We start from the raw sequence: 23,417 nt of genomic DNA, 5'->3' as shown, positions 1-23,417 counted from the left end.
TGTGTTTGCTCCTGATCGAAGGGGTTCTGGATGCCGGTTAGTTCTGCGAGGCTGAGTCGCCGGAGGAGTCGCTGGCGGTTCCGCCGCCGCCCGACACGGAGCCGGCGTGCGCGGCGATCTTGTCGAAGAAACCGTACTGAAGGGCCTCGGTGGCAGTGAACCACTTGTCGCGGTCATTGTCCTTGAGGATGGTCTCAACGGTCTGGCCGGTCTGCTCGGCAGTCAGTTCCGCCATGACCTTCTTCATGTGCAGGATGAGTTCGGCCTGGATCTTGATATCGGAGGCGGTGCCGCCGATGCCGCCCGAGGGCTGGTGCATCAGGACGCGGGCGTTGGGCGTGGCGTACCGCTTGCCCTTGGTGCCCGAGGAGAGCAGGAACTGTCCCATGGAGGCGGCCAGTCCGGTGGCGACGGTCACGACATCGTTCGGGATGAACTGCATGGTGTCGTAGATGGCCATGCCTGCGGTGACGGAGCCGCCGGGCGAGTTGATGTAGAGGTAGATGTCCTTTTCCGGGTTCTCGGCCGAGAGCAGGAGCAGCTGCGAGCAGATCGCGTTGGCGTTGTCATCACGCACCTCCGAGCCCAGCCAGATGATCCGCTCCTTGAGAAGGCGGTTGTAAATGTAGTTGTCCTGGGCTGCAGGATCGACGGTCGCCATCCGGGGGGCCTCTGAGTGCTGTGACATGTTTACTTACCTCTCGCTGGTGACGGTGACATCACTGAAAATCACTACTTGGACACTAACCGGTTTCCACGGCGTTTTGTTCGCGCACCGACGGCTGTTCGCTGACGGCGCACGATGGTCGAATCAGCGGTGTGTTGTTTCGGGTCCAACGCGAACGGCCCCCGGATCCTAGGGATCCGGGGGCCGTTGTTGCGGTCAATAAGGACTAGGCCTTGGCGTCTGCCGTGGTGTCCTCGGCTTCGACTACCTCGGCCTCTGCAGCCTCGGTTGCGTCAGCATCGGCTGCTTCTGCGGCGGGAGCTTCCTCTTCGCCGGCGGGGCGGACGAAGTCGCTCAGGTCGACGGCCTTGCCCTCGGTGTCAGTCACCGTGGCCTGGCCCAGGACGACGGCCAGTGCCTTGCGGCGGCGGACCTCGGACACCATCATGGGCACCTGGCCGCTCTGGTCAATGATCTGGGCGAACTGGTTCGGGTCCATGCCGTACTGGCTGGCGGTGGTGACGATGTAGTCGATCAGCTCGTTCTGGCTGACGTCGACTTCTTCCTTTTCCGCAATGGCGTCCAGGATGATCTCATTCTGGAAGGCGCGGGCCGTGTTGGCGCGGACCTCTTCGCGGTGCTCTTCGGTGTCGTGCTCGCCTTCTCCGTGGCCGTTGCCCTCCTGGAAGTGGGCTTCGAGCTGCTCCTCTACGACGGAATCCGGAACGGGAACCTCAACCAGTTCAACCAGCTTGTCCAGGACCTTGTCGCGGGCTTCCACGCCCTGCTCCACGATCTTGGAGTCTGCTGCCTGCTTGGCCAGGTCTTCGCGGAGTTCGGCGAGGGTGTCGAACTCGGAGGCGAGCTGGGCGAAGTCGTCGTCCGCTTCGGGCAGTTCGCGTTCCTTGACGGCCTTCACGACAACCTTGACCTGGGCGGCTTCGCCGGCGTGGTCGCCGCCCACCAGGGTGGTGTCGAAGATGGCGTCCTCGTCGGCGCTCAGGCCGGTCACGGCTTCGTCCATGCCCTCAAGCATGGTGCCGGCGCCAACCTGGTAGGACAGGCCGGCAGCGGAGTCAACCTCTTCGCCGTCGATCGTGGCGGTGATGTCGATGGTGAGGAAGTCACCATCGGCAGCGGGACGGTCAACGGACTTCAGGGTGCCGAAGCGGCCGCGCAGTTCGTCCAGGGCCTTGTCCACGTCGGCTTCGGAGGATTCCGCAGCGGCGACCTGGACCTCGATGCCGGCGTAGTCCGGCAGTTCGATCTCGGGACGGACGTCAACCTCGGCGGCGAACTTCAGGCCGCCGTCGGTCGCGGAGGGGTCCGGAACCTCGGTGATCTCGACCTCAGGGCGGCTCAGGGGGCGGATGCCGGACTCCTGCACGGCAGCCTGGTACCAGCCGTTGAGGCCGTCGTTGATCGCCGTCTCCAGGACGTAGCCGCGGCCGACGCGCTGGTCGATGATCCTTGCGGGAACCTTGCCCTTGCGGAACCCGGGAACCTGGATCTGCGAGGCAACAGTCTTGTAGGCCGAGTCGATGCTGGGCTTCAGTTCCTCAAAGGGGACCTCAACATTGAGCTTGACCCGCGTGGGGGTGAGGTTCTCGACAGCGCTCTTCACGGTCTAAGTACTCCTGGGTTGTGGGATGGGTTTCTGCAAACGCAATGAATGTCCAGGCCTGCTGGTCCTGGCCGCAGAGTCGGGGTGACAGGATTTGAACCTGCGACTTCCTGCTCCCAAAGCAGGCGCTCTAGCCAAGCTGAGCTACACCCCGTAAGTGCACAGGCAAGTCTACGGTGATACGCGTCGCGATTGCACATTTGACACGTAGGCCATGGATTAGGTTTAGTTGTATCCGGCTTGAACAGCCAGCCCGGAGTTTCCGCAGCAAAACGGATCTTCCTTCGGGGACGTAGCTTAATGGTAAAGCCTCAGTCTTCCAAACTGATTACGCGGGTTCGATTCCCGTCGTCCCCTCCATGGAAAAGGACCCCTCAGCAGAGGGGTCCTTTTGTTTTAAGCCGTGCCGGCAAGCCGTAACGGGGCGTTTTGACGGCGCGGGAACCAGACTGCGCCACGACAGTCGGCGTGTCCGTGTCGAAGTGCCCCGTTTCCGCCCCGCCCCAAGAGCTCCTACTCCTGCGACTGCTGGCAGTACGGGCACCAGTACAGGTTCCGGCCGGCCAGGTCCGCCGCGAGCACGGCAGTGCGGCACACCCGGCAGGGCAGACCGTGGCGCTTGTAGACGAAGTGGGCATCGTCCCGGTCGGGGAAGTGCGCGCTCTTGGGTGGCACCGGTGCCCCGGCCGCGGCGGCTTTGGCGGCGGTGGTGCCATTGAGCGTCCAGTATTTGGGCGGCGTTGTGATGATCCGCCCGTCCGTTACGCCGTCGGTCATGACGGCCACGATGTCGCGCCACAGCTTCCGGGCATCGTTCCCAGGGAGGGCGGTGCCGGGCAGGTATGGGTCAAGGCGACGGCGGAACAGGACTTCCGCACGGTAAACGTTCCCGACGCCGGCAATCACCTTCTGGTCCATGAGCAGGGCGGCCAGCGGCGCCTTGCGGGCCTGGACGTTGGCAGCGAAACGGCCGGCGTCGCCGCGGAGGTTCCGCAGCGGATCCGGTCCCAGCCGCGCGAGAACGGCGCCGGCCTCCGCGTCCGTGATGGTTTCGCAGGTGGTGGCGCCGCGAAGATCCGCCCAGCCGTGGCTCGCGGCGAGCCTGACCCGAACGGCCCCGACGGGCGCCGGCGGTCCGGCGTAAGGCGCGCCGCCGTCGTCGTCCCCGTCAGCAAAGGCCTCCTGCTCCCCTACGCGCCGGGGCGCACCAATGCTGGAGGCGCCGGCGAACGTGCTGTCACCGCCGAAGCTCCAGGCGCCGTAGAGGCCAAGGTGGACATGCAGCACCAGCCTGTTGTCGAAGTGCAGGAACAGGTGCTTGCCGTGTGCCTCGGCAGTGAGCAGGGTGTGCCCGTCGAGCAACGCCGCTCCCCCGCTGAATCGGCCCTGGGGGCTGGAGACAGCGAGCGTCTGGCCCGCGAAGACGTCGCCGAACTGGCGCGCAAGCCTGCGGACGGAATGGCCCTCAGGCACTACTCGATGACCTCGCCGGTTGCCTCGTAGGCAGCGATCTTGCCGATCCGGCGGACGTGGCGCTCATCATTGCTGAACGGCTCGGCCAGGAAGGCCTCGATCAGTTCCGTGGCTTCCTCCACCGTGTGCTGGCGTCCGCCCACGGCCACGACGTTGGCGTCGTTGTGTTCCCGGGCAAGGGTTGCCGTGGAGAGGTTCCACGCAAGGGCGGCCCGGACGCCCTTGACCTTGTTGGCCGCGATCTGCTCACCGTTGCCTGACCCGCCGAGCACGATACCCAGGGCATGGACGCCCGCCTGCTGGTCGGCCACCACGGCAAGGGCGGCGTTAATGCAAAAGGAAGGGTAATCGTCCTGGGCGTCGTAGACCTTGGGCCCGTGGTCCACCACCTCGTATCCCTTGCCGGTCAGGTGGGACACCAGGTGGGCGCTGAGCTCCATGCCTGCGTGGTCGGTGGCGATATGGACCCGCGGGAAGGCAGGGGAAGTGGTCACGTGCAAAGTCCGTTCAGTTGTGGGAGCTGGCGGGCCGCCGTACGGAGGCCGGAACGACACGGATAAGAATACTAGGACAGCCCGCTTGTCAGGACTCAGGACGCCCGGTGGCAGGCGGCGTGCTTCCGCCGCGCCGGGCCCTTGCGGCTACCCGCGTAAGGACTTCGGCCAGCCGCGCGGCGGAGTCTTGGCTGCCGCCGCTGACGGCCAGGCGCTGGCCATCAGTCTTGCTCACGACGACGGCGGGGCCGCTGCTGACCAGCATGGCGGCGGTCCCGCCGTGGTGCCGGTAGCCCCACCCGCCATAGTCCGCGGCCCGGACCTCCTCGGCGCTGGCATTCGAAATGGCGCCGGCGGGCACAGTCATGACCGGCACCACCCCGGCCAGCAGGACCCTCAGTCCGCGCCGGTCCGCCCGGATGCGGGCGAAGAGGAACGCGGCGCCGACGAGGGCCAGGACCACCAGCAGGATCCCCAGCCACGGCACCACCACGGCAATCAGGGCCGCCGGGAACAGGGAGGCGATGGCGATCATGACAAAGACCGAACTCCTGGCGTGGACCCAGAGCCGGATACTGTCCCGGGCAAGGTCAGGGTCCAGTTCCCGGGTGATGGCGGCCTGCAGCTCCCGGTCGTCATCCGGTGACCATTGCTGGTCGGCTTTGTACACCATGGCCATGGCGACGCCGAGCGACACCGCCGCGCCGCTGCCGAGGGCAAGGACGGTCATGTCCACCCGCGACTGCCGGGCATCGGCCAGTCCTACCTGGCCGATGAGGCCCGCGGCAAGGGCGGAGGTGAGGAAGAGGCTGAGGAAGAGCCCGGCCCCCATCATGATCCTGCGCATCATCACCGGCCTGCCCAGGGGGACGGCCTGCAGGAGGACCAGCCAGCCGGCCACGACAATCATTGCCGCGCCCGCGCCCACGTAGGCGCCAAAGGGCGCAAAGGCCGCACCGCCGTCGTCCGTCCACCTGACGGCGAGTGGCTCCGGAAGGTCGGGGCGCAGCAGCGACGCGCAGTAGACGAACGCGGCGGCCAGGACTACAGGGAACCCGACGGCGAAACGCAGGGCTTTGGCATCCACCGAATCCAGCAGCTTTCCCATGCATTTAACGCTACCCCTGTGGCAGCCCGCCCAACCGCCCGCCAGCAACCGGGCGTGCTGTGAGCTGCGCAACTTGCCAAGGACTCCAAGGATGAAAGAATGCATCACAGTGCCGGAACCGGGACCACCGGCCGGCAGCCCGAAACTTCTCTGGAGGCCCTCCTTTGCCAGGCATGAACCTGACGCGCGCCGAAGCCCGTGAGCGCGCCGAACTGATCAACGTCGAGTCCTACGATGTCAGCCTGGACCTGACCCGCGGCGGAGAGGTCTTTGGCAGCACCACCACCGTCAAATTCACGGCATCGCCGGGATCGGCCAGCTTCATCGATGCCGTCACCCGCACCGTGCACAGCGTGACCCTGAACGGCCGCAGCCTTGACCCCGCCACTGTGTCCGACGGCGTGCGGATCCAGCTTCCGGGCCTGGCGGAACAGAACGAGCTGACCATCGTGGCGGACATGCCCTACATGAACACCGGCGAGGGCCTGCACCGGTTCGTGGACCCGGTGGACGGCGAGGCCTACCTGTACACGCAGTTCGAGGTGCCTGATTCCCGGCGGATGTTCACCGTCTTCGAGCAGCCGGACCTGAAGGCAACTTTCGCGTTCACGGTCACGGCGCCGTCCCACTGGGACGTTATCTCCAACTCCCCCACCCCCGAACCTTCGGAGGCGCCGCCCGCCGAAGACGGCACGGCCAGGTCGGTGTGGACGTTCGCACCGACGCCCCGGTTGTCCTCCTACGTCACCGCACTGATCGCCGGCCCGTACCAGTCGGTCCGCAGTGAGGTCACCAGTTCCGATGGCCGCGTCATCCCGCTCGGCGTCTTCGCCCGGAAGTCGCTGATGCAGTACCTGGACGCGGACAACATCTTCGAACTCACGCGGCAGGGCTTCGGGTTCTTCGAGGCGCAGTTCGGCTGCCCCTACCCGTTTGAAAAATACGACCAGCTGTTCGTGCCGGAATTCAACGCCGGTGCCATGGAGAATGCCGGCGCCGTGACCATCCTCGAAGGCTATGTCTTCCGCAGCAAGGTCACCGGCGCCCAGATCGAACGCCGCGCCATCACGGTCCTCCATGAACTGGCGCACATGTGGTTCGGCGACCTGGTGACCATGCGGTGGTGGAACGACCTGTGGCTCAACGAGTCCTTCGCGGAGTACATGTCGCACCTGGCGGCCGTGGAAGCCACGTCCTTCACCAGCGCCTGGACCACGTTCGCCTCCGTGGAGAAGTCCTGGGCCTACCGCCAGGACCAGCTGCCCACCACGCACCCCATTTTCGCCGAGATCAACGACCTGCAGGACGTCGAGGTGAACTTTGACGGCATCACCTACGCCAAGGGCGCCTCCGTGCTGCGGCAGCTGGTGGCCTGGGTTGGCCCGGAACAGTTCATGGCCGGTGTCCGCGAGTACTTCGCCAAGCACTCCTGGCAGAACACCGAGCTCCGCGACCTGCTGGTGGAACTGGAGAAGGCCAGCGGCCGCGACCTGGACGACTGGGGCCGGCAGTGGCTGGAGACCGCCGGCGTCAACACACTGCGCCCCGAGCTGGACGTGGATCCCGACGGAAAGCTTCGTTCCTTCGCGATCCTGCAGTCCGCGGTTCCGGAGTGGCCCACCATCCGCCCGCACCGCCTTGCCGTGGGCTTCTACGACCTGAACAGCGCCGGCAAGCTTGAGCGGGTGCACCGCGAGGAGCTGGATGTGGACGGCGAACGCACCGAGGTGCCCGGACTTGCCGGCCTGGCCCGGCCGGACCTGATCCTCATCAACGACGACGACCTGGCGTACGCCAAAGTACGGCTGGATCCGAAGTCACTGGCTACCGCTACTGCCCACCTCAAGGATTTTGACCAAAGCCTGCCCCGGACCCTGGTCTGGAACTCCGCGTGGGACGCTGCCCGGGACGGCGAGACCCCGGCCCGGACGTACGTGGAGCTGATCCTGTCCAACGTCGCGGCGGAAACGGACTCCTCCGTGATCCTGGTCCAGCTCCGCCAGCTGGCCACCACGCTCAATTTCTATGTGGCCGAGGAACACCGTGAAGCCACGGCGGTTGCGGCGGTGGACCGGCTGTGGGACCTGGCCTCGGACGTCCCGGGCGGCTCCGACGCCCAGCTGCAGTTCATCAAGTCCTTTGCGCTGCTGGCTCGAAGCGCGTCCCAGCTGGACCGGGTGGCGGGACTTCTGGACGGGTCGCTGGTCCTGGATGGGCTGGCGGTGGACCAGGACCTGCGCTGGGAATTCGTGGCCTCCCTGGTGGCCGGGGCCCGGATGGGCCAGGAAGGCATCGACGCCGAACTGGAGCGGGACAACACCTCCAGCGGCCAAAATGCAGCGGCCCTGGCCAAAGCCGCCATTCCCACCCCGGAAGCCAAAGCCGCGGCATGGGAATCGATCGTGGTCAAGGGCAATCTGTCCAACGCACTGCAGGGATCGGCGGTCACCGGTTTCATGCGGGTGCTGGACCGTTCACTGCTGGAGCCGTACTCCGAAAAGTATTTCGCGGCGGTGCCGGGCATCGTGGCAACCCGGACGCACGCACTCGCCCAGCAGATCGTCGTCGGCCTCTACCCGGCGCTGCTGACCACTCAGGCCACCATCGACCGGACGGACGGGTTCCTGGCGTCGTTGCCGGGGGAAAGCGCCGCGCTGCGGCGGATGATGCTGGAGAACCGCGACGGCGTTGCGCGCGCCCTGCGTGCCCGTGCCGCCGACGTGCTCCGGGACGGCAGTCCGCAGTGAGCCTCGACGAGCACCGGTACTCGCTGACAGTCCAGTGGACCGGCAACCTGGGTGACGGCACGTCCTCCTACCGGAGCTACTCCCGGGACCACGACGTGCTCATTCCGGGCCTGCCGGTCCTTAGAGGCTCGGCGGACCCCACATTCCACGGGGACCGGGAACGCTACAACCCGGAGCAGCTCCTGCTGGCCGCACTGGCCCAGTGCCACATGCTGTCCTACCTGCACGTGGCCGTGAAGCACGGGGTGGTGGTTACGGACTACCGGGACGAGGCGACCGGGCTGATGCGGCTCAACCGGGACGGCAGCGGCCAGTTCGAACGGGTGGTCCTGCACCCGCATGTGACGGTGGCCGCCGCCGGGCAGGCTGAAGTGGCAGCCGGCTTCCACCACGAGGCGAACCGGGTCTGCTTCATCGCCCGCAGCGTGAACTTCCCGGTGGAGCACCAGCCGGTGACGGTGGCGGGCCAGGTCCATACCTAGGTTCCGCCCCCGCGGTGGAGCATCTCTACAAGCCGTCGTTCGGTGGAGGGTGACAGGCCGGCTTTCCTTGGCCGGTCCAGCCCGCGGACGCGTTCATCGCGCAACGTGTCCGCCAGGGTTTCCTGCCAGGGCCGCAGGACCATACCTGCGGCCCTGGCGGCCCGGTTGCTGCGGGCCATGAAGCCATCGTGGCCGGGCGGGAGCCAAAGCGGAAGGGACTCCGGACCGGACCAGTAATTGACCCGCTGATCCACCAGCCACTCTTCGGCGGCGGTAACCGTGGTGCTGTTGGAGGCGGACACTTCGCGGCTGGCGTCGATCACATCCGTAAAGGGCACCGCGTATCCGCTCGCATTCAGGGCTCCGGTGATTCCCCGTTCTGCTCCGAGCAGGAGCCAGGCCGCCAGGTCGCGGACGTCAATGCCCTCCGTGGGGTGGTAGCCGATGTCCGGAACCAGCACGGGCCTGGAGTTCCGTGCAATGCGGGCAGGCCAGTAGCCGTAGCGGTCGGTAGGGTCGCCGGGGCCGGCGACCAGGCCTGCGCGGCACAGGTGGGCTTTGCCGGCAGCCGCCTCCAGGGTGGCCTCTTCGATCGCCACCTTGGACTCGCCGTAGTTTTCCGGGGTGGACGGCGTCCCAGGTGCCAGCGCCGGCAGGAGTGAAGCGTCTTCCGCTGCTCCCGGGACGGAGTGGTCGGCATAGGCCGAGCAGCTGGAGACAAAGGTCCAGTGGCCCGCCCTGCCGGCAAGGACGGCAAGGGCATTCCGGGCAGGTTGGGGATCCCGTGCCACATCAATCACGGCATCCCATTCGCCGGTCAAACCTGAATATGCGGCCCGCCCCGCTGAACGGTCCGCCCTGACCCAGCTGGCGCCCTGCGGCGGTTCACCCGAGACTCCCCGGGCCAGGCACGTGACGTCATGCCCGCCGGCAACCGCCTGCCTGGCAATTTCCTTCGAGAGGAAGGCTGTTCCGCCCAGGATGAGAATGCGCATTGCTCCACGCTACGGCGCTAGGGTTGAAAGAGAACAGAGCAATATCCCAAGGAGCTATTTCCACCTATGGTCACCATGTTGTCCATCCTTCCCCCCGCCACAACCCAGCCGGATGGCGTGAGCATCCCGGGCATCGTGATCAGCCTCGGCATCGGCGTCGCCATCTGGCTCGCGGCCACCTTCATCATCTCCCGCATCACCAGGCGGGTGGCGGCGGGAAGCAACTTCTTCAAAAAGCCCACGTTCAAATGGGCGGCGCCGGCCTTTCGCGCCCTGGACCATGAACGGCGCGTGCAGCGTGCGGAAACCATCGGCTCACTGCTGAACAGCGTGGTGGGAGTGCTGGTGGTGGTCATCACCGGCATGTATGTCCTGCAGAACCTGGACATCAATATCGCGCCACTGCTGACCAGCGTCGGCATCCTGGGTGTGGCCATCGGCTTCGGCGCCCAGCAGCTGATCCGCGACTTCCTGGCCGGGATCTTCATTACCATTGAAGACCAGTACGGAATCGGCGACGTCATTGAAACCAGCGAAGTGGTGGGTGTGGTGGAATCCATGGGACTGCGGATCACCCGCGTCCGCTCGGACGACGGCGCCATCTGGTACCTGCGCAATGGTGAAATCCTGCGCGTGGGCAACCGCTCGCAGGGGCGTTACGTTCCAATTCACGAGTCCGACGACGGGACCACCGACCAGGGCTCGGCGCACGTTGAGACCAAGAAGACAGACCAGAAAGCCGGGGACTAGCATGTCGCTTCCCATCGAACCGAGGCCCGTCCAACCCCAGCGCCCGCAGCTGATGCAGAACGATCCCTTCAGCAAACCGGGCTACACAGACAGCTTCTACGATGCGGTGGGCGGACACGACACCTTCGTGAAGCTCATCGATGTTTTTTACGACGGCGTGGCCACCGATCCGCTGCTGCGGCCAATGTATCCGGAGGAGGACCTGGGCCCGGCCAAGCGCCGGTTCCTGATGTTCCTCGAGCAGTACTGGGGCGGGCCCACCACCTATGGCGAGGAGCGCGGCCACCCCCGCCTGCGCATGCGGCACATGCCCTTCAAGGTCACACCGGAGGCCAAGGACCGCTGGCTGTTCCACATGCGTGAGGCCGTGGACGCCCTGGAACTGCCCCCGCTGTACGAGGCAACGCTGTGGGAATACATGGAACGGGCGGCGCTGTCCATGGTGAACAGCGCGTCCGGGGCCTGACTCCGCCCCGGAAACCCGGACGCCGCCTTTCCAGGCTGCAGTTACAGCAGGCCGCTGCCGGTCCGAGCCAGGACGTGGCCGCGCGGGCCGCTCAGCCGGAACCACCGGCCGGCGCGGTACAGCTTCTGGTCCCCGTCCGCCAGGAAGCCCAGCGCGTAGGCGGCGAAGGCCGCACCGGCGGGCAGGCCGGCGTCGTCCAGTGCCCGTCCCCATACGGACGCCCGGGCGTTGTTGACAATCAGGGCGCCCGGCTTGTCGGGCACTATGCCCGCCACGTCCGCGATACCCGTTTCAGCCGCCGCCCGCAGGCGCGCGTCGCTGACGGCCCCCAGCAACTCCCATCCGCCCCGAGGGGCGCCTACTCCCGTCCAGGATTCGGTGACGGTGGTGGGCGGAACCGGCAATTCGACGTCGTCCTCCCCCGCCCGTGCCAGCCGGTCCAGGACGGCGGACAGGGCAACGGTGACGTCCGTTCCCGACGGTTCCGCAAGCGCCATGGTGCGCAGGCCCAGGATGGTGGGGGTCGATTCACCCAGGAGCCTGGGCCGCAGGACACATACGTAGGCGGCCAGGACGGAACCGGCGGCCTGCAGGCGGATGGCGCCGTCATCAATGGCCTTCGCCCGGGTGGCGAACGTCTTCAGGTCGGCGAGATCCCGGGGATCGGCGAAACGGAAGGACGAGGTGAGAAGTTCAGACACACCTAGAACACTACCGGCTCCACTCCGGTTGAGCGGCTCCCCGGGCGCCGTCTAGAGTCGGACCATGACTGAAGCCGAAGCCGGACTGCTGGCCCCGCCAAGCGGAGACCCCACCTCATCGCTGATCGAACTGCTGGACCTGGGCGAGCTTGAGGGCGCCCGGACGGACGAGGATATCTTCCTGGGCCCCTCCCAGCAGCAGCCGCACCAAAGGGTGTTCGGCGGGCAGGTGCTGGCGCAGTCACTCGTGGCGTCGATCAGGACGGTGGACCCGGAACGGTACGTCCACTCCATGCACGGCTACTTCCTGCGGCCCGGCGACGCCAACAAGCCCATTACCTTCGGGGTGCAGCGGCTGCGCGACGGCCGGTCCTTTTCCGCCCGGCGCGTCCACGCCTACCAGGACGGTGTGCCCATCCTGTCCATGATTGCCTCTTTCCAGGGTGAGGACGGGGGAATCGAGCACTCGTCGGTGATGCCGGCGGGGATCCCGGACCCTGAATCCTTGCCCAGCACGGCAGACCTTCTGGGGAAGTTTGACCATCCGGTGGCGCGGCACTGGGCGTATGAACGTCCCTTCGACATCCGGCACGTCGACCCCCCGTTGTACGTTTCGGCTACGGGGCCGCGGGAGGCACGCAACGCCGTCTGGATGAAGACCTTCGGGCCGATGCCGGACAACTCCAACCTGCACCGCGCCGCCCTGGCCTACGCCAGCGACTACACCCTGCTCGAACCGATCCTCCGGCGGCACGGCCTCAGCTGGATCACCCCCGGCATGAACGTTGCCAGCCTTGATCACGCGATGTGGTGGCACCGTCCGGCGCGGGTGGATGAATGGATGCTCTACGTCCAGGAGTCCCCCAGCGCCCAGGGCGCACGCGGCCTGGCCACGGGCAAGATCTTCAACCGCGAGGGCCAGCACGTGGCCTCGGTGGCCCAGGAGGGCATGGTGCGCGTCCCCGCCGATGCGGCAGGCGGCTGACCCCGGCGGGCGCGCAAGTTCCCGGACATAGAGAAGGCCGGCACCGTGGTGCCGGCCTTCTCTATGAGCAACTCCACCCGCTGCCGGGCCTCCCGCAGCTTAGTCGCGGGTCAGGCGCCGGTGGGTAACGCGGTGCGGCTTCGCGGCATCGGGGCCGAGGCGCTCCACCTTGTTCTCCTCGTAGGATTCGAAGTTGCCCTCGAACCAGTACCACTTGGAGGGGTTTTCCTCGTCACCTTCGTAGGCCAGGATGTGCGTGGCCACCCGGTCCAGGAACCAGCGGTCGTGCGAAACCACCACGGCGCAGCCGGGGAATTCGAGCAGGGCGTTTTCCAGGCTGCTGAGGGTTTCGACGTCGAGGTCGTTGGTGGGCTCGTCAAGGAGGAGCAGGTTTCCGCCCTGCTTCAGGGTCAGGGCCAGGTTCAGCCGGTTCCGCTCACCACCGGAGAGGACGCCTGCCTTCTTCTGCTGGTCCGGGCCTTTGAAGCCGAACGCTGCCACATAGGCGCGGGACGGCATCTCGACGTTGCCCACCTGGATGAAGTCGAGTCCGTCGGAGACGACCTCCCAGAGGGTCTTGTTGGGGTCAATGCCGCCGCGGCTCTGGTCAGCGTAGGAGATCTTGACCGAGTCGCCGATCTTCAGGTCGCCGCCGTCGAGTGGTTCGAGGCCCACAATGGTCTTGAAGAGAGTGGTCTTGCCGACGCCGTTGGGACCGATAACGCCGACGATGCCGTTGCGGGGCAGGGTGAAAGACAGTCCGTCGATCAGGGTCCTGTCCTCGAAGCCCTTCTGCAGGTTCTTGGCCTCCAGGACCAGGCCGCCCAGCCGGGGTCCCGGCGGGATCTGGATTTCCTCGAAATCAAGCTTGCGGGTGCGGTCCGCTTCGGCGGCCATTTCCTCGTAGCGGGCCAGGCGGGCCTTCGACTTGGTCTGGCGGCCCTTGGCGTTGGAACGGACCCACTCGAGTTCCTCGGTGAGGCGCTTGGCCTGCTTGGCGTCTTTCTTGCCCTGGATCTCCAGGCGGGCGCGCTTCTTCTCCAGGTAGGTGGAGTAGTTGCCCTCGTACGGGTACAGGTGGCCGCGGTCAACCTCGGCTATCCATTCCGCCACGTGGTCCAGGAAGTACCGGTCGTGGGTGACGGCCAGGACGGCGCCCGGGTAGCTGGAAAGGTGCTGTTCGAGCCACAGCACGCTTTCGGCGTCCAGGTGGTTGGTGGGCTCGTCAAGGAGCAGGAGGTCGGGCTTCTGCAGGAGGAGCTTGCAGAGCGCTACGCGGCGGCGCTCACCGCCGGAAAGGTTGGTGACGTCGGCATCGGCCGGCGGGCACCGTAGGGCGTCCATGGCCTGTTCCAGCTGGGAGTCGAGATCCCAGGCGTCGGCGGCGTCGATGGCCTCCTGCAGCTTGCCCATCTCCTCGAGGAGGGTGTCGTAGTCAGCATCGGGGCTGGCCATTTCCTCGGAGATCTCGTTGAAGCGCTGGATCTTGCCGTAGATCTCGCCAACGCCTTCCTGGACGTTGCCCAGGACGGTCTTTTCCTCGTTGAGGGGCGGCTCCTGGAGCAGGATGCCCACGCTGTAGCCGGGGCTGAGCCGGGCCTCACCGTTGGAGGGCGTGTCCAGCCCTGCCATGATCTTGAGGATGGTGGACTTACCGGCACCGTTTGGGCCCACAACACCAATCTTGGCGCCCGGGAAGAAGGACATGCTTACGTCATCAAGAATGAGTTTTTCGCCAACGGCCTTGCGGGCCTTGGTCATCGTGTAGATAAATTCCGCCATGGTCTCAAATCTAGTGGGTTGACGGGCAGATCTCACATTTGCGGCAAGCCGGTCAGCCGGATCAGGAGCCCACGAAGCATTTGCCGCTGGCCAGCACCGGCAGGACCGTGACGGTCACGGCACCTTCGCGCACCTGCCCGATGACGCAGTCCTTGCCCTGCAGCACCGCCGCTTCGATGGCGTCGGCCTCCAGTCCGGTGGGTGTACGGCTTTGCGAGACCTGGAGCACTGCCGTTGCGATGCCCGCCCCGGTCAGGGCGTCGCTGACCTGGGCAGTGGCCGGTTTTGGCGTTCCTGCCGCCAATTTGGTCAGGGTGTCCGTAACAGCCCGTTTCACCGCTTCGGTGGCGGCGGCATCTGCCGCCGGCGATGCACCCCCGGCCGTGGCGGCGAGCGCTTTACCGCTGGCGTGGGTGCCTAGCGTGGCTGGGTCCGCGGCTTCGACCGGCTGCCCTTGGGTGTCGGGGCCGGCAGCCGCGCCTGGCGATGATGCCTGGCTGCCGCTGCCCTCAATTGCCGGCCGGCTCCCGGACGGACCGGCGGCACACCCCGACAAAAAGCAGGCCAGGACGGCGCATGCCAATGCGGCACGGGCACGGTTGTTCCGGCGGCTGTTAGGGGTGGGACGCATGGTGTCATTCTGCCATGGGCACCGGGACGGCCTCACCCGCCGGTGACATGCATTCGACCCGCAGGGACACCAGCGGCCAGCACTGTGATCGGTAGGCGTTGGCGGGCGGACGGAGGGTGGCCGGGGGTGCCGCCGCTCCGTCCACCCGGGACTGACGGGGAACGCTGATACTGATATGTGTTCCTAGACTTCGGCGAGTTCCCCCGTTTCCAGGTCAAGGGAGGCGAGGCCCCCGTCACTGTCCTCGATGACGACGGCAGCGTGGCCGTGGTCTTCGGGGTGTTCGTCCCCGCGGTCCTCCGGTTCGTCCGGGTCCTGGTCCATCCCGGGGGCATCATCCGGGCCCGGAGGCTGCTCCACGAGGGAGAGCGCAGGCCTGGAGGCCGTGCGGATGAAGTTGGCCGATCCAAAGGTGAGGTCGTGCCCCACGGCGTCGGCGTCGATGATGGTGGAGTGGTACACGCGTCCGTCCTTTTCCCAGGTGCGGATCTTCAGCTTGCCCACCACGATGACCGGCTGGCCCTTCCTGATGCTGCAGCCCAGGGTTCCCGCGAGCTGGCGGTAGCCCTGGACGGTGAACCAGTTGGTGTGGCCGTCACCCCAGGTTTTGGATTCCCGGTCAAAACGGCGGGTGGTGGCACCGAGGCGGAAGGAGGCCGTGGCCACTCCGCCGGGCGTGGTGGAACTCGTTATCTCGGTGGCCACGAAGCCCCGGATGGTGATCGATTCACTCATGTCTACGTCCTGTCTGGATGGTGGCGCCTTTAGCAGGCATGACCAGCATCGCGCCGGATGACAGTCGGCAGGAGGCCTGAGTCTTCCTATGTGGACAACGTCCGCGCGGAAAGCGCATGTGGAGGAGCAGTGGCGGCCGGATGACACCGCCGGCATCCGGGCAATGTAAACTTTTTGAGGCGCCGACCTGTAGGCCGGGAGCCAATGCCTCAGTAGCTCAGGGGATAGAGCAGCGGCCTTCTAATCCGCCGGTCGGGGGTTCGATTCCCTCCTGGGGCACCTTGGTGGCAAACGACCCGGTCTTCGGACCGGGGCGTTTGCGTTGGCCGCTACGCGTGCAGCAGGTGCGGCGCCTCCACGAGGGACCGGATCACACTGCCTGCTGCTCCCAACAGGGCGCCCGACTCGCCCACCGCGGACACCGTCACCTGGCTGGACGCATACTTGCCCGGCGCATACTTCGCCAGGCTTTCCAGTAACGGGGCACGAAGCCATGGTTCCAGGAGTGCGAAGTGGCCGCCAAGGACCACCGAGTCGATATTGACAACCCGCGCCGTTGAGGCGAGCGCTATGCCAAGGCAGCGGCCCGCGCGCCCGACGGCGGAAACCGCCCGGGGCTCCCCTGCCTCCAGTGCCTTCAGGAGCAGGGACATCAGCGCCGAACGCGAATTCCCGTCCGGGGCCAGACCGGCAGCGAAGAAGATGGCATCCTGGCCGGCCACCGTTTCCAGGCAGCCGGTCCCGCCGCACGAACAGTGCCCGCCGTCGGGGTCCACCACGATGTGTCCCACTTCGCCGGCGTGGCCTCCTGGGCCGGTAAACAGTTCGGATCCGATGACAATGCCGCCGCCGACACCCACCTCACCGGAGACGAAGAGGAAGTTTGCCGCCCCGTCCGGCCGGTGCCGCAGTTCCGCCAGGGCTGCGGCATTGGCCTCGTTGAACAATTCCACTCCCAGTGGAGCCTCGGGCAGCAGGGCGTCAAGGTCAAGGTCCACATTGACCCAACCCAGGTTGGGAGCGGTGAGCACCCGCGACGCGGCAGGGTCAACGAGTCCGGGCACCGCCAGGCCGCCGCCCAGGACCTCGACGCCCTGCTCCCCCGCCGCACTGCGCACCCGGGCAACAAGGACTGCGAGCGCGGCCACCACCGGCCCGTCCAGGCTGTCGCGGTTGTCGCGATCCTGTATCTCCCGGATGAGTACAGTCCCGGCAAGGTCGACGACTGCTGCAGAAATGTAGTCGACGTTGATTTCCATTCCCATGACCGCCCGGCTGGGGCTGAGTTCCAGCCCCACGCCCGGCCGGCCGCGCCCCTGCGGGTTGAGCCCTATCTCGCGGATGATTCCTGCGTCCAGGAGGTCCAGCACCAGGCTGGACACCGATGCTTTGGTCAGGCCGGTGGCGCCCGCGACCTGTGCGCGGCTGGGGTGGGTGCCGGGCGGGAAATCGGCGATTGCGCCCAGGACCAGCGCCAGGTTGCTGCGGCGGACGTCCCCCACGGTTCCGGGGGCAGCCCCTCCGGGCCCCGCCACTGCAGGCGCCGGCATCACCATCACTAGCCTCCCGGTTCAATGTTCTGTCTGATTTTCCGGCTGTTCCCAGCCTGGACCCTTGACCCCACCCTACGTCGGCTCATATAGTTCAGGCAATGAACTAAAGCTTCGCAATCCCGCGGGGCGCACGATCGCAAGGACGCATCATGACTCTCTCGCCCACCCCCGCCGACAAATTCACTTTTGGCCTCTGGACCGTTGGCTGGACCGGCGCCGACCCGTTCGGCGTCGCCACCCGATCCGCGCTTGACCCCGTGGAGGCCGTGCACCGCCTGGCAGAGCTCGGCGCCTACGGCCTTACCTTCCACGACAACGACCTGGTCCCGTTTGACGCCTCCGCATCCGAACGGGACCTGATCCTGAAGAACTTCCGGGCAGCCCTGGCGGAGACCGGGCTGAAAGTCCCCATGGTGACCACCAACCTCTTCAGCCACCCGGTCTTCAAGGACGGCGGCTTCACCTCCAACGACCGCTCGATCCGCCGCTTCGCCCTGTCCAAGGTCCTTCGCAACATCGACCTGGCCGCGGAGCTGGGCGCCGAAACCTTCGTCATGTGGGGCGGCCGTGAAGGCAGCGAATACGACGGCTCAAAGGATTTGGCCGCCGCCCTGGACCGCATGAAGGAAGGCGTTGACACCGCCGCCGGCTACATCAAGGACAAGGGCTACAACCTGCGGATTGCGCTCGAGCCCAAGCCCAACGAGCCCCGCGGCGACATCTTCCTGCCCACGGTGGGCCACGGCCTGGCCTTCATCGCCCAGCTGGAGCACGGCGACATCGTGGGCCTCAACCCCGAGACCGGACACGAGCAGATGGCCGGGCTGAACTTCACCCATGGCATCGCCCAGGCCCTGTGGGCCGGCAAGCTCTTCCACATCGACCTCAACGGCCAGCGCGGCATCAAGTACGACCAGGACCTCGTCTTCGGCCACGGCGACCTGACCAGCGCCTTCTTCACCGTGGATCTCCTCGAAAACGGCTTCCCGGGCGGTGGCCCGAAGTATGACGGCCCCCGGCACTTCGACTACAAGCCGTCGCGCACCGATGGCTACGACGGCGTCTGGGAGTCTGCCAAGGCCAACATGGCCATGTACTTGCTGCTGAAGGAACGTGCCCTTGCCTTCCGCGCCGACCCGCAGGTGCAGGAAGCCCTCAAGACCTCCGGCGTCTTCGAACTCGGCGAACCCACCCTCAACGCGGGCGAAACCACCGCCGACCTGCTGGCAGACGCCGCCGCATTCGAGGATTTCGACGCCGACAAGGCCGGCGAGCGCTCCTTTGCCTTCGTCCGCCTCAACCAGCTCGCTCTCGAACACCTCCTGGGCGCCCGCTAGGCCATGGTTCTCGTCGCAGGGATCGACAGCTCCACCCAGTCCTGCAAGGTGGTGATCCGCGACGCGGACACCGGGGCACTGGTCCGCCAGGGCCGGGCACTCCACCCAGAGGGCAGCGAGGTCCACCCGGACCACTGGTGGACCGCCCTCCAAAAGGCGGTGGCCGACGCCGGCGGGCTGGATGACGTCAGCGCCGTCGCCGTCGGGGGCCAGCAGCACGGCATGGTCTGCCTGGACGGCGACGGTGCGGTGATCCGGCCGGCACTGCTGTGGAATGACACCCGCAGCGCCGGGGCAGCCGTGGAGCTCATCAAGAGTGCCGGCGGCGGCGATCCCGCCGCCGGCGCGCAGTACTGGGCCCGCGCCACCGGCACTGTCCCCGTTGCCTCGCTGACGGTGACCAAGCTTCGCTGGCTGGCGGAGAATGAACCGGAGAACGCAGCAAAGGTAGCCGCTGTGTGCCTCCCGCACGACTGGCTGACCTGGCGGCTCGCCGGCTTCGGCCCGGGCAGTGGAGCCGAAGGGTTGGCCGCCCTGGCCACGGACCGATCCGACGCGTCAGGCACGGGGTACTACTCGACGGCGGAGGGCAAGTACCTCCCGGAGGTCCTGTCCGCCGCGCTCGGCCATGTGCCGGTCCTTCCGCGTGTCCTTGGTCCGCTGGAGGCTGCGGGCAGGACGCCGGCGGGCAGCCTTCTGGCCGCAGGCGCCGGAGACAACGCGGCCGCAGCCCTCGGTGCGGGGGCGGGTTTGGGCGACGTCGTCATATCGCTGGGCACGTCCGGTACCGTTTTTGCGGTCTCGGAAACGCCGGCGGCAGATGCGTCGGGACTGGTGGCGGGGTTTGCCGATGCTGCCGGGCACTACCTGCCACTGGTCTGCACGTTGAACGCTACGCGCGTTTTCGATGCCACAGCCGCGCTGCTGGGCGTGGACCTTTCGGAATTCAACCGGCTGGCCCTGTCAGCTGGTCCCGGCGCCGGAGGGCTCACCCTGGTCCCCTACTTTGACGGGGAGAGGACGCCCAACCTGCCGGACGCCACGGGTTCGCTGCACGGCATCACCCGGGCCAACTACACCCCGGCCAACCTGGCGCGCGCCGCCGTCGAAGGCGTGGTCTGTTCCCTGGCTGATGGCCTGGCCGCACTGCAGGCCCAGGGCGTGTCCGTCAACCGGATCCTGCTGGTGGGCGGGGGCGCGCAGTCGGGCGCCGTCCAGGAAGTCGCAGCGGGCCTGCTGGGGGCAGGCATTACGGTGCCACAGCCGGGTGAATACGTTGCGGACGGTGCGGCACGCCAGGCAGCGGCGGCACTCACCGGAGGCTTCCCGGCCTGGACGGCAGACGCCGTCGACCTTCCTTTGGGAAAGGACGACGGCGGTGTGCTGGCCCGGTACCGCCGGTTCGCCTCGCTGTACGCCTAGGGCAACAGGCAGAAGGACCCGGACCGCCAAAGGCGGTCCGGGTCCTTCCATGTGGGGCGCAGGCTCCTGCCGTGACGTAGCAGGAGCCCGCGGTCTGGTATCAGGTCAGGCGTACGGCAGGACAAGCTCCGCGTACCGCTCCTTGACCGTGGCCAGGACAGTGTTGCCGTCCGTGTCCCAGATCTCCTGATTGAAAATTTCCACTTCGATGTCCCCGGTGTACCCGGCGTCGCGCACCCAGGTGCCGATCGTGGCGAAGTCCACCACGCCGTCGCCCATGTACCCGCGGGACAGCAGCGGATCAGCGGCAATAGGCATGTTGAAATCACAAACCTGGTAGGAGGCGATGCGCTTTTCCCGGCCCGCCCGCTCGATCTGTGCCTTCAGCTCGGGGTCCCACCAGACGTGGAAGGTGTCGACGGCGACCCCCACCGCAGCGGCGTCGAAGGGCGCCGCAAGGTCCAGGGCCTGGCCCAGGGTGGAGATGAGCGCGCGGTCCGCGGCGTACATCGGGTGCAGCGGTTCCAGCACCAGGCGGACGCCGTTTTCCCGGGCGAAGGGGACCAGGTCGGCGAGCCGGTCGGCAACGCGCTGCCGGGCTGCCACTACGTCCTTCTCCCCCGGGGCCAGGCCGCCGACCACCAGGAACAGTTCCCTGGTGTCCAGTGCAACGGCTTCGAGGATGGCGGTCCGGTTGTCCGCCAGGGCAGCAGCCTGCCCCTCGGCGTCCGGTGCGGTGAGGAACCCGCCGCGGCACAAGGAGGAGACCCTGAGTCCGGCGTCCTTGATCAGGCGGGCAGCCTTGTCCAGGCCGGCTTCCTCAACGCGGTCGCGCCAGGGGCCGATCGAGGGAATGCCGGCGTTGACGCAGCCCTCAACAACCTGGGCGAGGGTCCATTTCTTGGTGGTGGCGCTGTTGATGGACAGGCGGGAGAAAGCGGATGTCCCTGAATTGGTGGTCATACTCCCACCCCGTTGATCCGAAGGTAATCCGACATCCGGAAGGCGGCCAGCGCGGGGTCCTTGAGCAGTCCTGCCTGGTCTGCCAGTTCGAAGGTCCTGGCGAGATGGCAGACAGAGCGTCCCGAGTGCAGGCCGCCCACCATCTGGAAGCCGGGCTGCTTGCCGTTGAGCCAGGACATGAAGGCGATGCCGGTCTTGTAGTAGAACGTGGGGGCGCTGAAAATGTGCTTGCCCAGTTCCCTGGTGGAGTCCAGGATTTCGCGGGCCCTGGCGGCGTTTCCGGCGTCGTAGTTCTGCAGGGCCACAGAGGCGGCCGGGTAGATCGCCGCGAAGATGCCCAGCAGGGCGTCCGAGTGGTGGCTGCCGTCGCCGTCGATGAGTTCGGGGTAGTTGAAATCGTCGCCCGTGTAGAGGCGGACGCCTTCAGGCAGTGCTGCGCGCAGGGCCACCTCGTGGCTGGCGTCCAGCAGCGAGACCTTGACGCCGTCCACCTTGTCCGCGTTGTCCCTGATGAGGCCCAGGAAGGTTTCGGTGGCTGCGGGAACGTCCTCAGAGCCCCAGTAGCCGGCCAGGGCGGGATCGAACATGGTGCCCAGCCAGTGCAGGATCACGGGCTGGTCCACTTCCTGCAGCAGGGTGGAGTACACCCTCAGGTAGTCCTCGGGACCGCTGGCCACCCTTGCCAGGGCGCGCGAAGCCATGAGGATAACCTTGGGTCCGGCCTCGCTGATCACGGCGATCTGCTCCCGGTATGCCTCCAGGACGGCCTTGATGCCCGCTTCGCCGGAGGGCAGGGCGTCAAGGTCCAGCTGGTCGGTGCCGGCACCGCAGGAAACCAGGTCGCGGACGGACTTCCCGGCGGTGGCGGCATTGCCGGCGGAAACCACCGAAGCGGCCTCGACTCCTGTGCGCTTGATGAGCTGCTGCGTCGCGGCCCAGTCCAGGCCCATGCCGCGCTGTGCCGTGTCCATGGCGTCCGCGACGCCCAGGCCGTAGGACCAGAGCTCGTGGCGGTAGGCCATGGTGGCGTCCCAGTCCAGACGGGCAGGGGCTCCGGGGGTGTTGTCGGCGAGGACCTCGGGGATGACATGAGCTGCGGCGTAGGCGCGGCGGGCCGTCAAGGGCGACGTGGGGCGGGACCAGGTGGTGCCGCCCCGGAGCCGGTATTCCCTGGTGCCGCCGTCTTCGGAGGGAAGGATGAGGGAAGTCATCAGAGCGTGATCTCCGGGATGTCGAGGGTGCGGCGTTCGTCGTTGGACCGCAGGCCCAGTTCGGCCAGCTGCACACCGCGGGCTGCGGAGAGCAGGCCGAACCGGTGTTCGCGGCCGGCTACCACGTCGCGGAGGAACTCCTCCCACTGCAGCTTGAAGCCGTTGTCCAGTTCGGCGTTGGCGGGCACTTCCTGCCACTGGTCCCGGAAGGACTCGGTGACGGGCAGGTCCGGGTTCCATACGGGCTTGGGGGTGTGGGCACGCTGCTGGGCGACGCACTTGTTCAGGCCGGCGACGGCGGAGCCGTGCGTGCCGTCCACCTGGAATTCCACCAGTTCGTCCCGGTAGACGCGGACGGCCCAGGAGGAGTTGATCTGGCCGATGACCTCGTCACCGCCGGGGGTCTCGAGCTCGAAGATGCCGTAGGAGGCGTCGTCGGCGGTGGCCTTGTATTCCTTGCCGGATTCGTCCCAGCGGGCGGGGATATGGGTGGCGGTCTTGGCGTTGACGCTCTTGACCTTGCCGATGATGCCCTCCAGGACGTAGTTCCAGTGGCAGAACATGTCCGTGGTCATTCCGCCGCCGTCTTCCTTGCGGTAGTTCCAGGACGGGCGCTGTGCCGCTTGGATGTCGCCTTCGAAGACCCAGTAGCCGAACTCGCCGCGGATGGAGAGAATGCGGCCGAAGAAGCCTTCATCCACCAGGCGGCGGAGCTTGACCAGGCCGGGCAGGTACAGCTTGTCGTGCACGACGCCGGCCGTGACGCCGGCTTCCTTGCCGATCCGGGCGAGTTCAATGGCCTCTTCCAGTGTCTCCGCCGTGGGCTTTTCGGTGAAGATGTGCTTGCCGGCCAGCATGGCCTTCTTCAGGGTGGCGGCGCGAAGGCTGGTCATGGAGGCGTCGAAAACGACGTCGACAGTGGGGTCGTTGATCACGGCGTCCAGGTCGGTGGTCCATTCGGAAACCTTGTGCTTTTCCGCGAGCTCGCGGATCTTGGCCTCGTTGCGGCCCACCAGGATGGGTTCAACCTGGACCCGGGTGCCGTCCTCGAGGGTGAAGCCGCCGGCATCGCGGATGGGCAGGATGGAGCGCAGCAGGTGCTGGCGGTAGCCCATCCGGCCGGTGATCCCGTTCATGGCGATACGGATGGTTTTGGTTTCGAAGCCCATGTGTCCTCCACGGTGAGTGAGCGATGTACTAAAGCTGGTCGGGAAAGCGCGTTCCCGCTGCTTCAATAATGCACCGCGCGCCTACGGTTGGCAAGCGCTTTCCGGAAGTAGCTTGAACTGTC

The 23,417-nt window shown here is 66.8% G+C and carries 21 protein-coding genes and 3 tRNA genes; 9 read left to right on the top strand and 15 right to left on the bottom strand.

Annotation, left to right across the window (positions count from 1 at the left end):
• Positions 1-37: 37 nt before the first annotated feature.
• The 3 genes from QFZ57_RS13590 to QFZ57_RS13580 form a co-directional block, all read right to left on the bottom strand.
• Complete coding sequence (locus QFZ57_RS13590; RefSeq protein ID WP_306632512.1) at positions 38-661, bottom strand: ATP-dependent Clp protease proteolytic subunit; 624 nt, start codon at positions 659-661, stop codon at positions 38-40.
• A 232-nt stretch (positions 662-893) separates the two neighbouring features.
• A complete protein-coding gene (gene tig / locus QFZ57_RS13585; RefSeq protein WP_306900606.1) occupies positions 894-2,291 on the bottom strand; it encodes a trigger factor in 1,398 nt (465 codons plus the stop codon).
• A 79-nt stretch (positions 2,292-2,370) separates the two neighbouring features.
• Positions 2,371-2,445 (bottom strand) — tRNA-Pro (locus QFZ57_RS13580).
• Positions 2,446-2,577: 132 nt separating this feature from the next.
• Between QFZ57_RS13580 and QFZ57_RS13575 the strand changes: the two genes are divergently transcribed.
• A tRNA-Gly gene (locus tag QFZ57_RS13575) sits at positions 2,578-2,651 on the top strand.
• Positions 2,652-2,804: 153 nt separating this feature from the next.
• On the opposite strand, the gene QFZ57_RS13570 is transcribed toward QFZ57_RS13575, so the two are convergent.
• The 3 genes from QFZ57_RS13570 to QFZ57_RS13560 form a co-directional block, all read right to left on the bottom strand.
• Positions 2,805-3,764, bottom strand: a complete 960-nt coding sequence (locus tag QFZ57_RS13570; RefSeq protein WP_306900605.1) for an Fpg/Nei family DNA glycosylase — start codon at positions 3,762-3,764, stop codon at positions 2,805-2,807.
• Positions 3,764-4,258, bottom strand: a complete 495-nt coding sequence (locus tag QFZ57_RS13565; RefSeq protein ID WP_306900604.1) for a ribose-5-phosphate isomerase — start codon at positions 4,256-4,258, stop codon at positions 3,764-3,766. The genes QFZ57_RS13570 and QFZ57_RS13565 overlap by 1 nt, the downstream gene beginning before the upstream one ends.
• A gap of 88 nt (positions 4,259-4,346) precedes the next feature.
• On the bottom strand, positions 4,347-5,366 hold the full coding sequence (locus tag QFZ57_RS13560) for a hypothetical protein (RefSeq protein ID WP_306900603.1): 1,020 nt from the start codon (positions 5,364-5,366) through the stop codon (positions 4,347-4,349).
• A gap of 173 nt (positions 5,367-5,539) precedes the next feature.
• Here QFZ57_RS13560 and pepN point away from each other — a divergent pair, with 173 nt between their 5' ends.
• Positions 5,540-8,113, top strand: a complete 2,574-nt coding sequence (gene pepN / locus QFZ57_RS13555) for an aminopeptidase N (RefSeq protein ID WP_306900602.1) — start codon at positions 5,540-5,542, stop codon at positions 8,111-8,113.
• On the top strand, positions 8,110-8,595 hold the full coding sequence (locus QFZ57_RS13550) for an OsmC family protein (RefSeq protein WP_306900601.1): 486 nt from the start codon (positions 8,110-8,112) through the stop codon (positions 8,593-8,595). The genes pepN and QFZ57_RS13550 overlap by 4 nt, the downstream gene beginning before the upstream one ends.
• On the opposite strand, the gene QFZ57_RS13545 is transcribed toward QFZ57_RS13550, so the two are convergent.
• The gene (locus QFZ57_RS13545) at positions 8,592-9,590 is read right to left on the bottom strand and encodes an epimerase (RefSeq protein ID WP_306900600.1); all 999 of its coding nucleotides are present in this window, start codon (positions 9,588-9,590) and stop codon (positions 8,592-8,594) included. The two genes, QFZ57_RS13550 and QFZ57_RS13545, sit on opposite strands and share 4 nt — an antisense overlap.
• 66 nt (positions 9,591-9,656) lie before the next feature.
• Between QFZ57_RS13545 and QFZ57_RS13540 the strand changes: the two genes are divergently transcribed.
• Positions 9,657-10,340, top strand: coding sequence for a mechanosensitive ion channel family protein (locus tag QFZ57_RS13540; protein WP_306900599.1), 684 nt, complete (start codon positions 9,657-9,659; stop codon positions 10,338-10,340).
• Between the two features lies 1 nt (position 10,341).
• Positions 10,342-10,806: a globin gene (locus tag QFZ57_RS13535; RefSeq protein ID WP_306900598.1), complete on the top strand. Its 465-nt coding sequence runs from the start codon at positions 10,342-10,344 to the stop codon at positions 10,804-10,806.
• 41 nt (positions 10,807-10,847) lie between these two features.
• Here the strand turns inward: QFZ57_RS13535 and QFZ57_RS13530 are convergent, their stop codons facing one another.
• On the bottom strand, positions 10,848-11,507 hold the full coding sequence (locus QFZ57_RS13530; RefSeq protein ID WP_306900597.1) for a hypothetical protein: 660 nt from the start codon (positions 11,505-11,507) through the stop codon (positions 10,848-10,850).
• A gap of 64 nt (positions 11,508-11,571) precedes the next feature.
• On the opposite strand from QFZ57_RS13530, the gene QFZ57_RS13525 reads away from it, so the two are divergent.
• A complete protein-coding gene (locus QFZ57_RS13525) occupies positions 11,572-12,492 on the top strand; it encodes an acyl-CoA thioesterase (RefSeq protein WP_306900596.1) in 921 nt (306 codons plus the stop codon).
• Between the two features lie 99 nt (positions 12,493-12,591).
• On the opposite strand, the gene ettA is transcribed toward QFZ57_RS13525, so the two are convergent.
• The 3 genes from ettA to QFZ57_RS13510 all read right to left on the bottom strand — a co-directional run bounded on the left by ettA (position 12,592) and on the right by QFZ57_RS13510 (position 15,640).
• On the bottom strand, positions 12,592-14,274 hold the full coding sequence (ettA, locus tag QFZ57_RS13520) for an energy-dependent translational throttle protein EttA (protein ID WP_306630892.1): 1,683 nt from the start codon (positions 14,272-14,274) through the stop codon (positions 12,592-12,594).
• 61 nt (positions 14,275-14,335) lie between these two features.
• Entirely contained in the window at positions 14,336-14,905 is a 570-nt protein-coding gene (locus QFZ57_RS13515) for a DUF6993 domain-containing protein (protein WP_306630891.1), read from the bottom strand.
• 183 nt (positions 14,906-15,088) lie between these two features.
• A complete protein-coding gene (locus QFZ57_RS13510) occupies positions 15,089-15,640 on the bottom strand; it encodes a single-stranded DNA-binding protein (protein WP_306630890.1) in 552 nt (183 codons plus the stop codon).
• Positions 15,641-15,846: 206 nt separating this feature from the next.
• On the opposite strand from QFZ57_RS13510, the gene QFZ57_RS13505 reads away from it, so the two are divergent.
• Positions 15,847-15,919: transfer RNA gene (locus QFZ57_RS13505), tRNA-Arg, on the top strand.
• A gap of 50 nt (positions 15,920-15,969) precedes the next feature.
• Here QFZ57_RS13505 and QFZ57_RS13500 read toward each other — a convergent pair.
• On the bottom strand, positions 15,970-17,196 hold the full coding sequence (locus QFZ57_RS13500; protein WP_306900595.1) for an ROK family protein: 1,227 nt from the start codon (positions 17,194-17,196) through the stop codon (positions 15,970-15,972).
• A 146-nt stretch (positions 17,197-17,342) separates the two neighbouring features.
• Between QFZ57_RS13500 and xylA the strand changes: the two genes are divergently transcribed.
• On the top strand, positions 17,343-18,530 hold the full coding sequence (gene xylA, locus QFZ57_RS13495) for a xylose isomerase (protein ID WP_306630888.1): 1,188 nt from the start codon (positions 17,343-17,345) through the stop codon (positions 18,528-18,530).
• Positions 18,531-18,533: 3 nt separating this feature from the next.
• A complete protein-coding gene (locus tag QFZ57_RS13490; protein ID WP_306900593.1) occupies positions 18,534-19,952 on the top strand; it encodes a xylulokinase in 1,419 nt (472 codons plus the stop codon).
• 105 nt (positions 19,953-20,057) lie between these two features.
• Here the strand turns inward: QFZ57_RS13490 and QFZ57_RS13485 are convergent, their stop codons facing one another.
• The 3 genes from QFZ57_RS13485 to QFZ57_RS13475 are packed head-to-tail and all read right to left on the bottom strand — an operon-like array spanning position 20,058 to position 23,295.
• Positions 20,058-20,915 carry a sugar phosphate isomerase/epimerase family protein gene (locus QFZ57_RS13485; RefSeq protein ID WP_306900592.1) on the bottom strand — a complete coding sequence of 286 codons (858 nt, stop codon included), beginning with the start codon at positions 20,913-20,915 and terminating at the stop codon, positions 20,058-20,060.
• Positions 20,912-22,126, bottom strand: a complete 1,215-nt coding sequence (locus tag QFZ57_RS13480; RefSeq protein WP_306630885.1) for a dihydrodipicolinate synthase family protein — start codon at positions 22,124-22,126, stop codon at positions 20,912-20,914. Before QFZ57_RS13480 ends, QFZ57_RS13485 begins: the two co-directional genes overlap by 4 nt.
• Positions 22,126-23,295: a Gfo/Idh/MocA family protein gene (locus QFZ57_RS13475; RefSeq protein WP_306900591.1), complete on the bottom strand. Its 1,170-nt coding sequence runs from the start codon at positions 23,293-23,295 to the stop codon at positions 22,126-22,128. The genes QFZ57_RS13480 and QFZ57_RS13475 overlap by 1 nt, the downstream gene beginning before the upstream one ends.
• Positions 23,296-23,417 lie beyond the last annotated feature (122 nt).

Origin of the sequence: Arthrobacter sp. B1I2, from assembly GCF_030816485.1 — a bacterium.
Classification (GTDB): domain Bacteria; phylum Actinomycetota; class Actinomycetes; order Actinomycetales; family Micrococcaceae; genus Arthrobacter.
The sequence above is the reverse complement of the archived record's forward strand: the minus strand, read 5'-3'. Positions and strand labels throughout refer to the sequence as shown.

Excerpts from the sequence above, each read along its gene's own strand:
- QFZ57_RS13590 (WP_306632512.1), bottom strand. The coding sequence starts at position 661 with ATGGCGACCGTCGATCCTGCAGCCCAGGACAACTACATTTACAACCGC.
- QFZ57_RS13560 (WP_306900603.1), bottom strand. The coding sequence starts at position 5,366 with ATGGGAAAGCTGCTGGATTCGGTGGATGCCAAAGCCCTGCGTTTCGCC.
- pepN (WP_306900602.1), top strand. The coding sequence starts at position 5,540 with ATGAACCTGACGCGCGCCGAAGCCCGTGAGCGCGCCGAACTGATCAAC.
- QFZ57_RS13545 (WP_306900600.1), bottom strand. The coding sequence starts at position 9,590 with ATGCGCATTCTCATCCTGGGCGGAACAGCCTTCCTCTCGAAGGAAATT.
- QFZ57_RS13540 (WP_306900599.1), top strand. The coding sequence starts at position 9,657 with ATGGTCACCATGTTGTCCATCCTTCCCCCCGCCACAACCCAGCCGGAT.
- QFZ57_RS13535 (WP_306900598.1), top strand. The coding sequence starts at position 10,342 with ATGTCGCTTCCCATCGAACCGAGGCCCGTCCAACCCCAGCGCCCGCAG.
- QFZ57_RS13525 (WP_306900596.1), top strand. The coding sequence starts at position 11,572 with ATGACTGAAGCCGAAGCCGGACTGCTGGCCCCGCCAAGCGGAGACCCC.
- ettA (WP_306630892.1), bottom strand. The coding sequence starts at position 14,274 with ATGGCGGAATTTATCTACACGATGACCAAGGCCCGCAAGGCCGTTGGC.
- QFZ57_RS13515 (WP_306630891.1), bottom strand. The coding sequence starts at position 14,905 with ATGCGTCCCACCCCTAACAGCCGCCGGAACAACCGTGCCCGTGCCGCA.
- QFZ57_RS13510 (WP_306630890.1), bottom strand. The coding sequence starts at position 15,640 with ATGAGTGAATCGATCACCATCCGGGGCTTCGTGGCCACCGAGATAACG.
- QFZ57_RS13500 (WP_306900595.1), bottom strand. The coding sequence starts at position 17,196 with ATGGTGATGCCGGCGCCTGCAGTGGCGGGGCCCGGAGGGGCTGCCCCC.
- xylA (WP_306630888.1), top strand. The coding sequence starts at position 17,343 with ATGACTCTCTCGCCCACCCCCGCCGACAAATTCACTTTTGGCCTCTGG.
- QFZ57_RS13490 (WP_306900593.1), top strand. The coding sequence starts at position 18,534 with ATGGTTCTCGTCGCAGGGATCGACAGCTCCACCCAGTCCTGCAAGGTG.
- QFZ57_RS13485 (WP_306900592.1), bottom strand. The coding sequence starts at position 20,915 with ATGACCACCAATTCAGGGACATCCGCTTTCTCCCGCCTGTCCATCAAC.
- QFZ57_RS13480 (WP_306630885.1), bottom strand. The coding sequence starts at position 22,126 with ATGACTTCCCTCATCCTTCCCTCCGAAGACGGCGGCACCAGGGAATAC.
- QFZ57_RS13475 (WP_306900591.1), bottom strand. The coding sequence starts at position 23,295 with ATGGGCTTCGAAACCAAAACCATCCGTATCGCCATGAACGGGATCACC.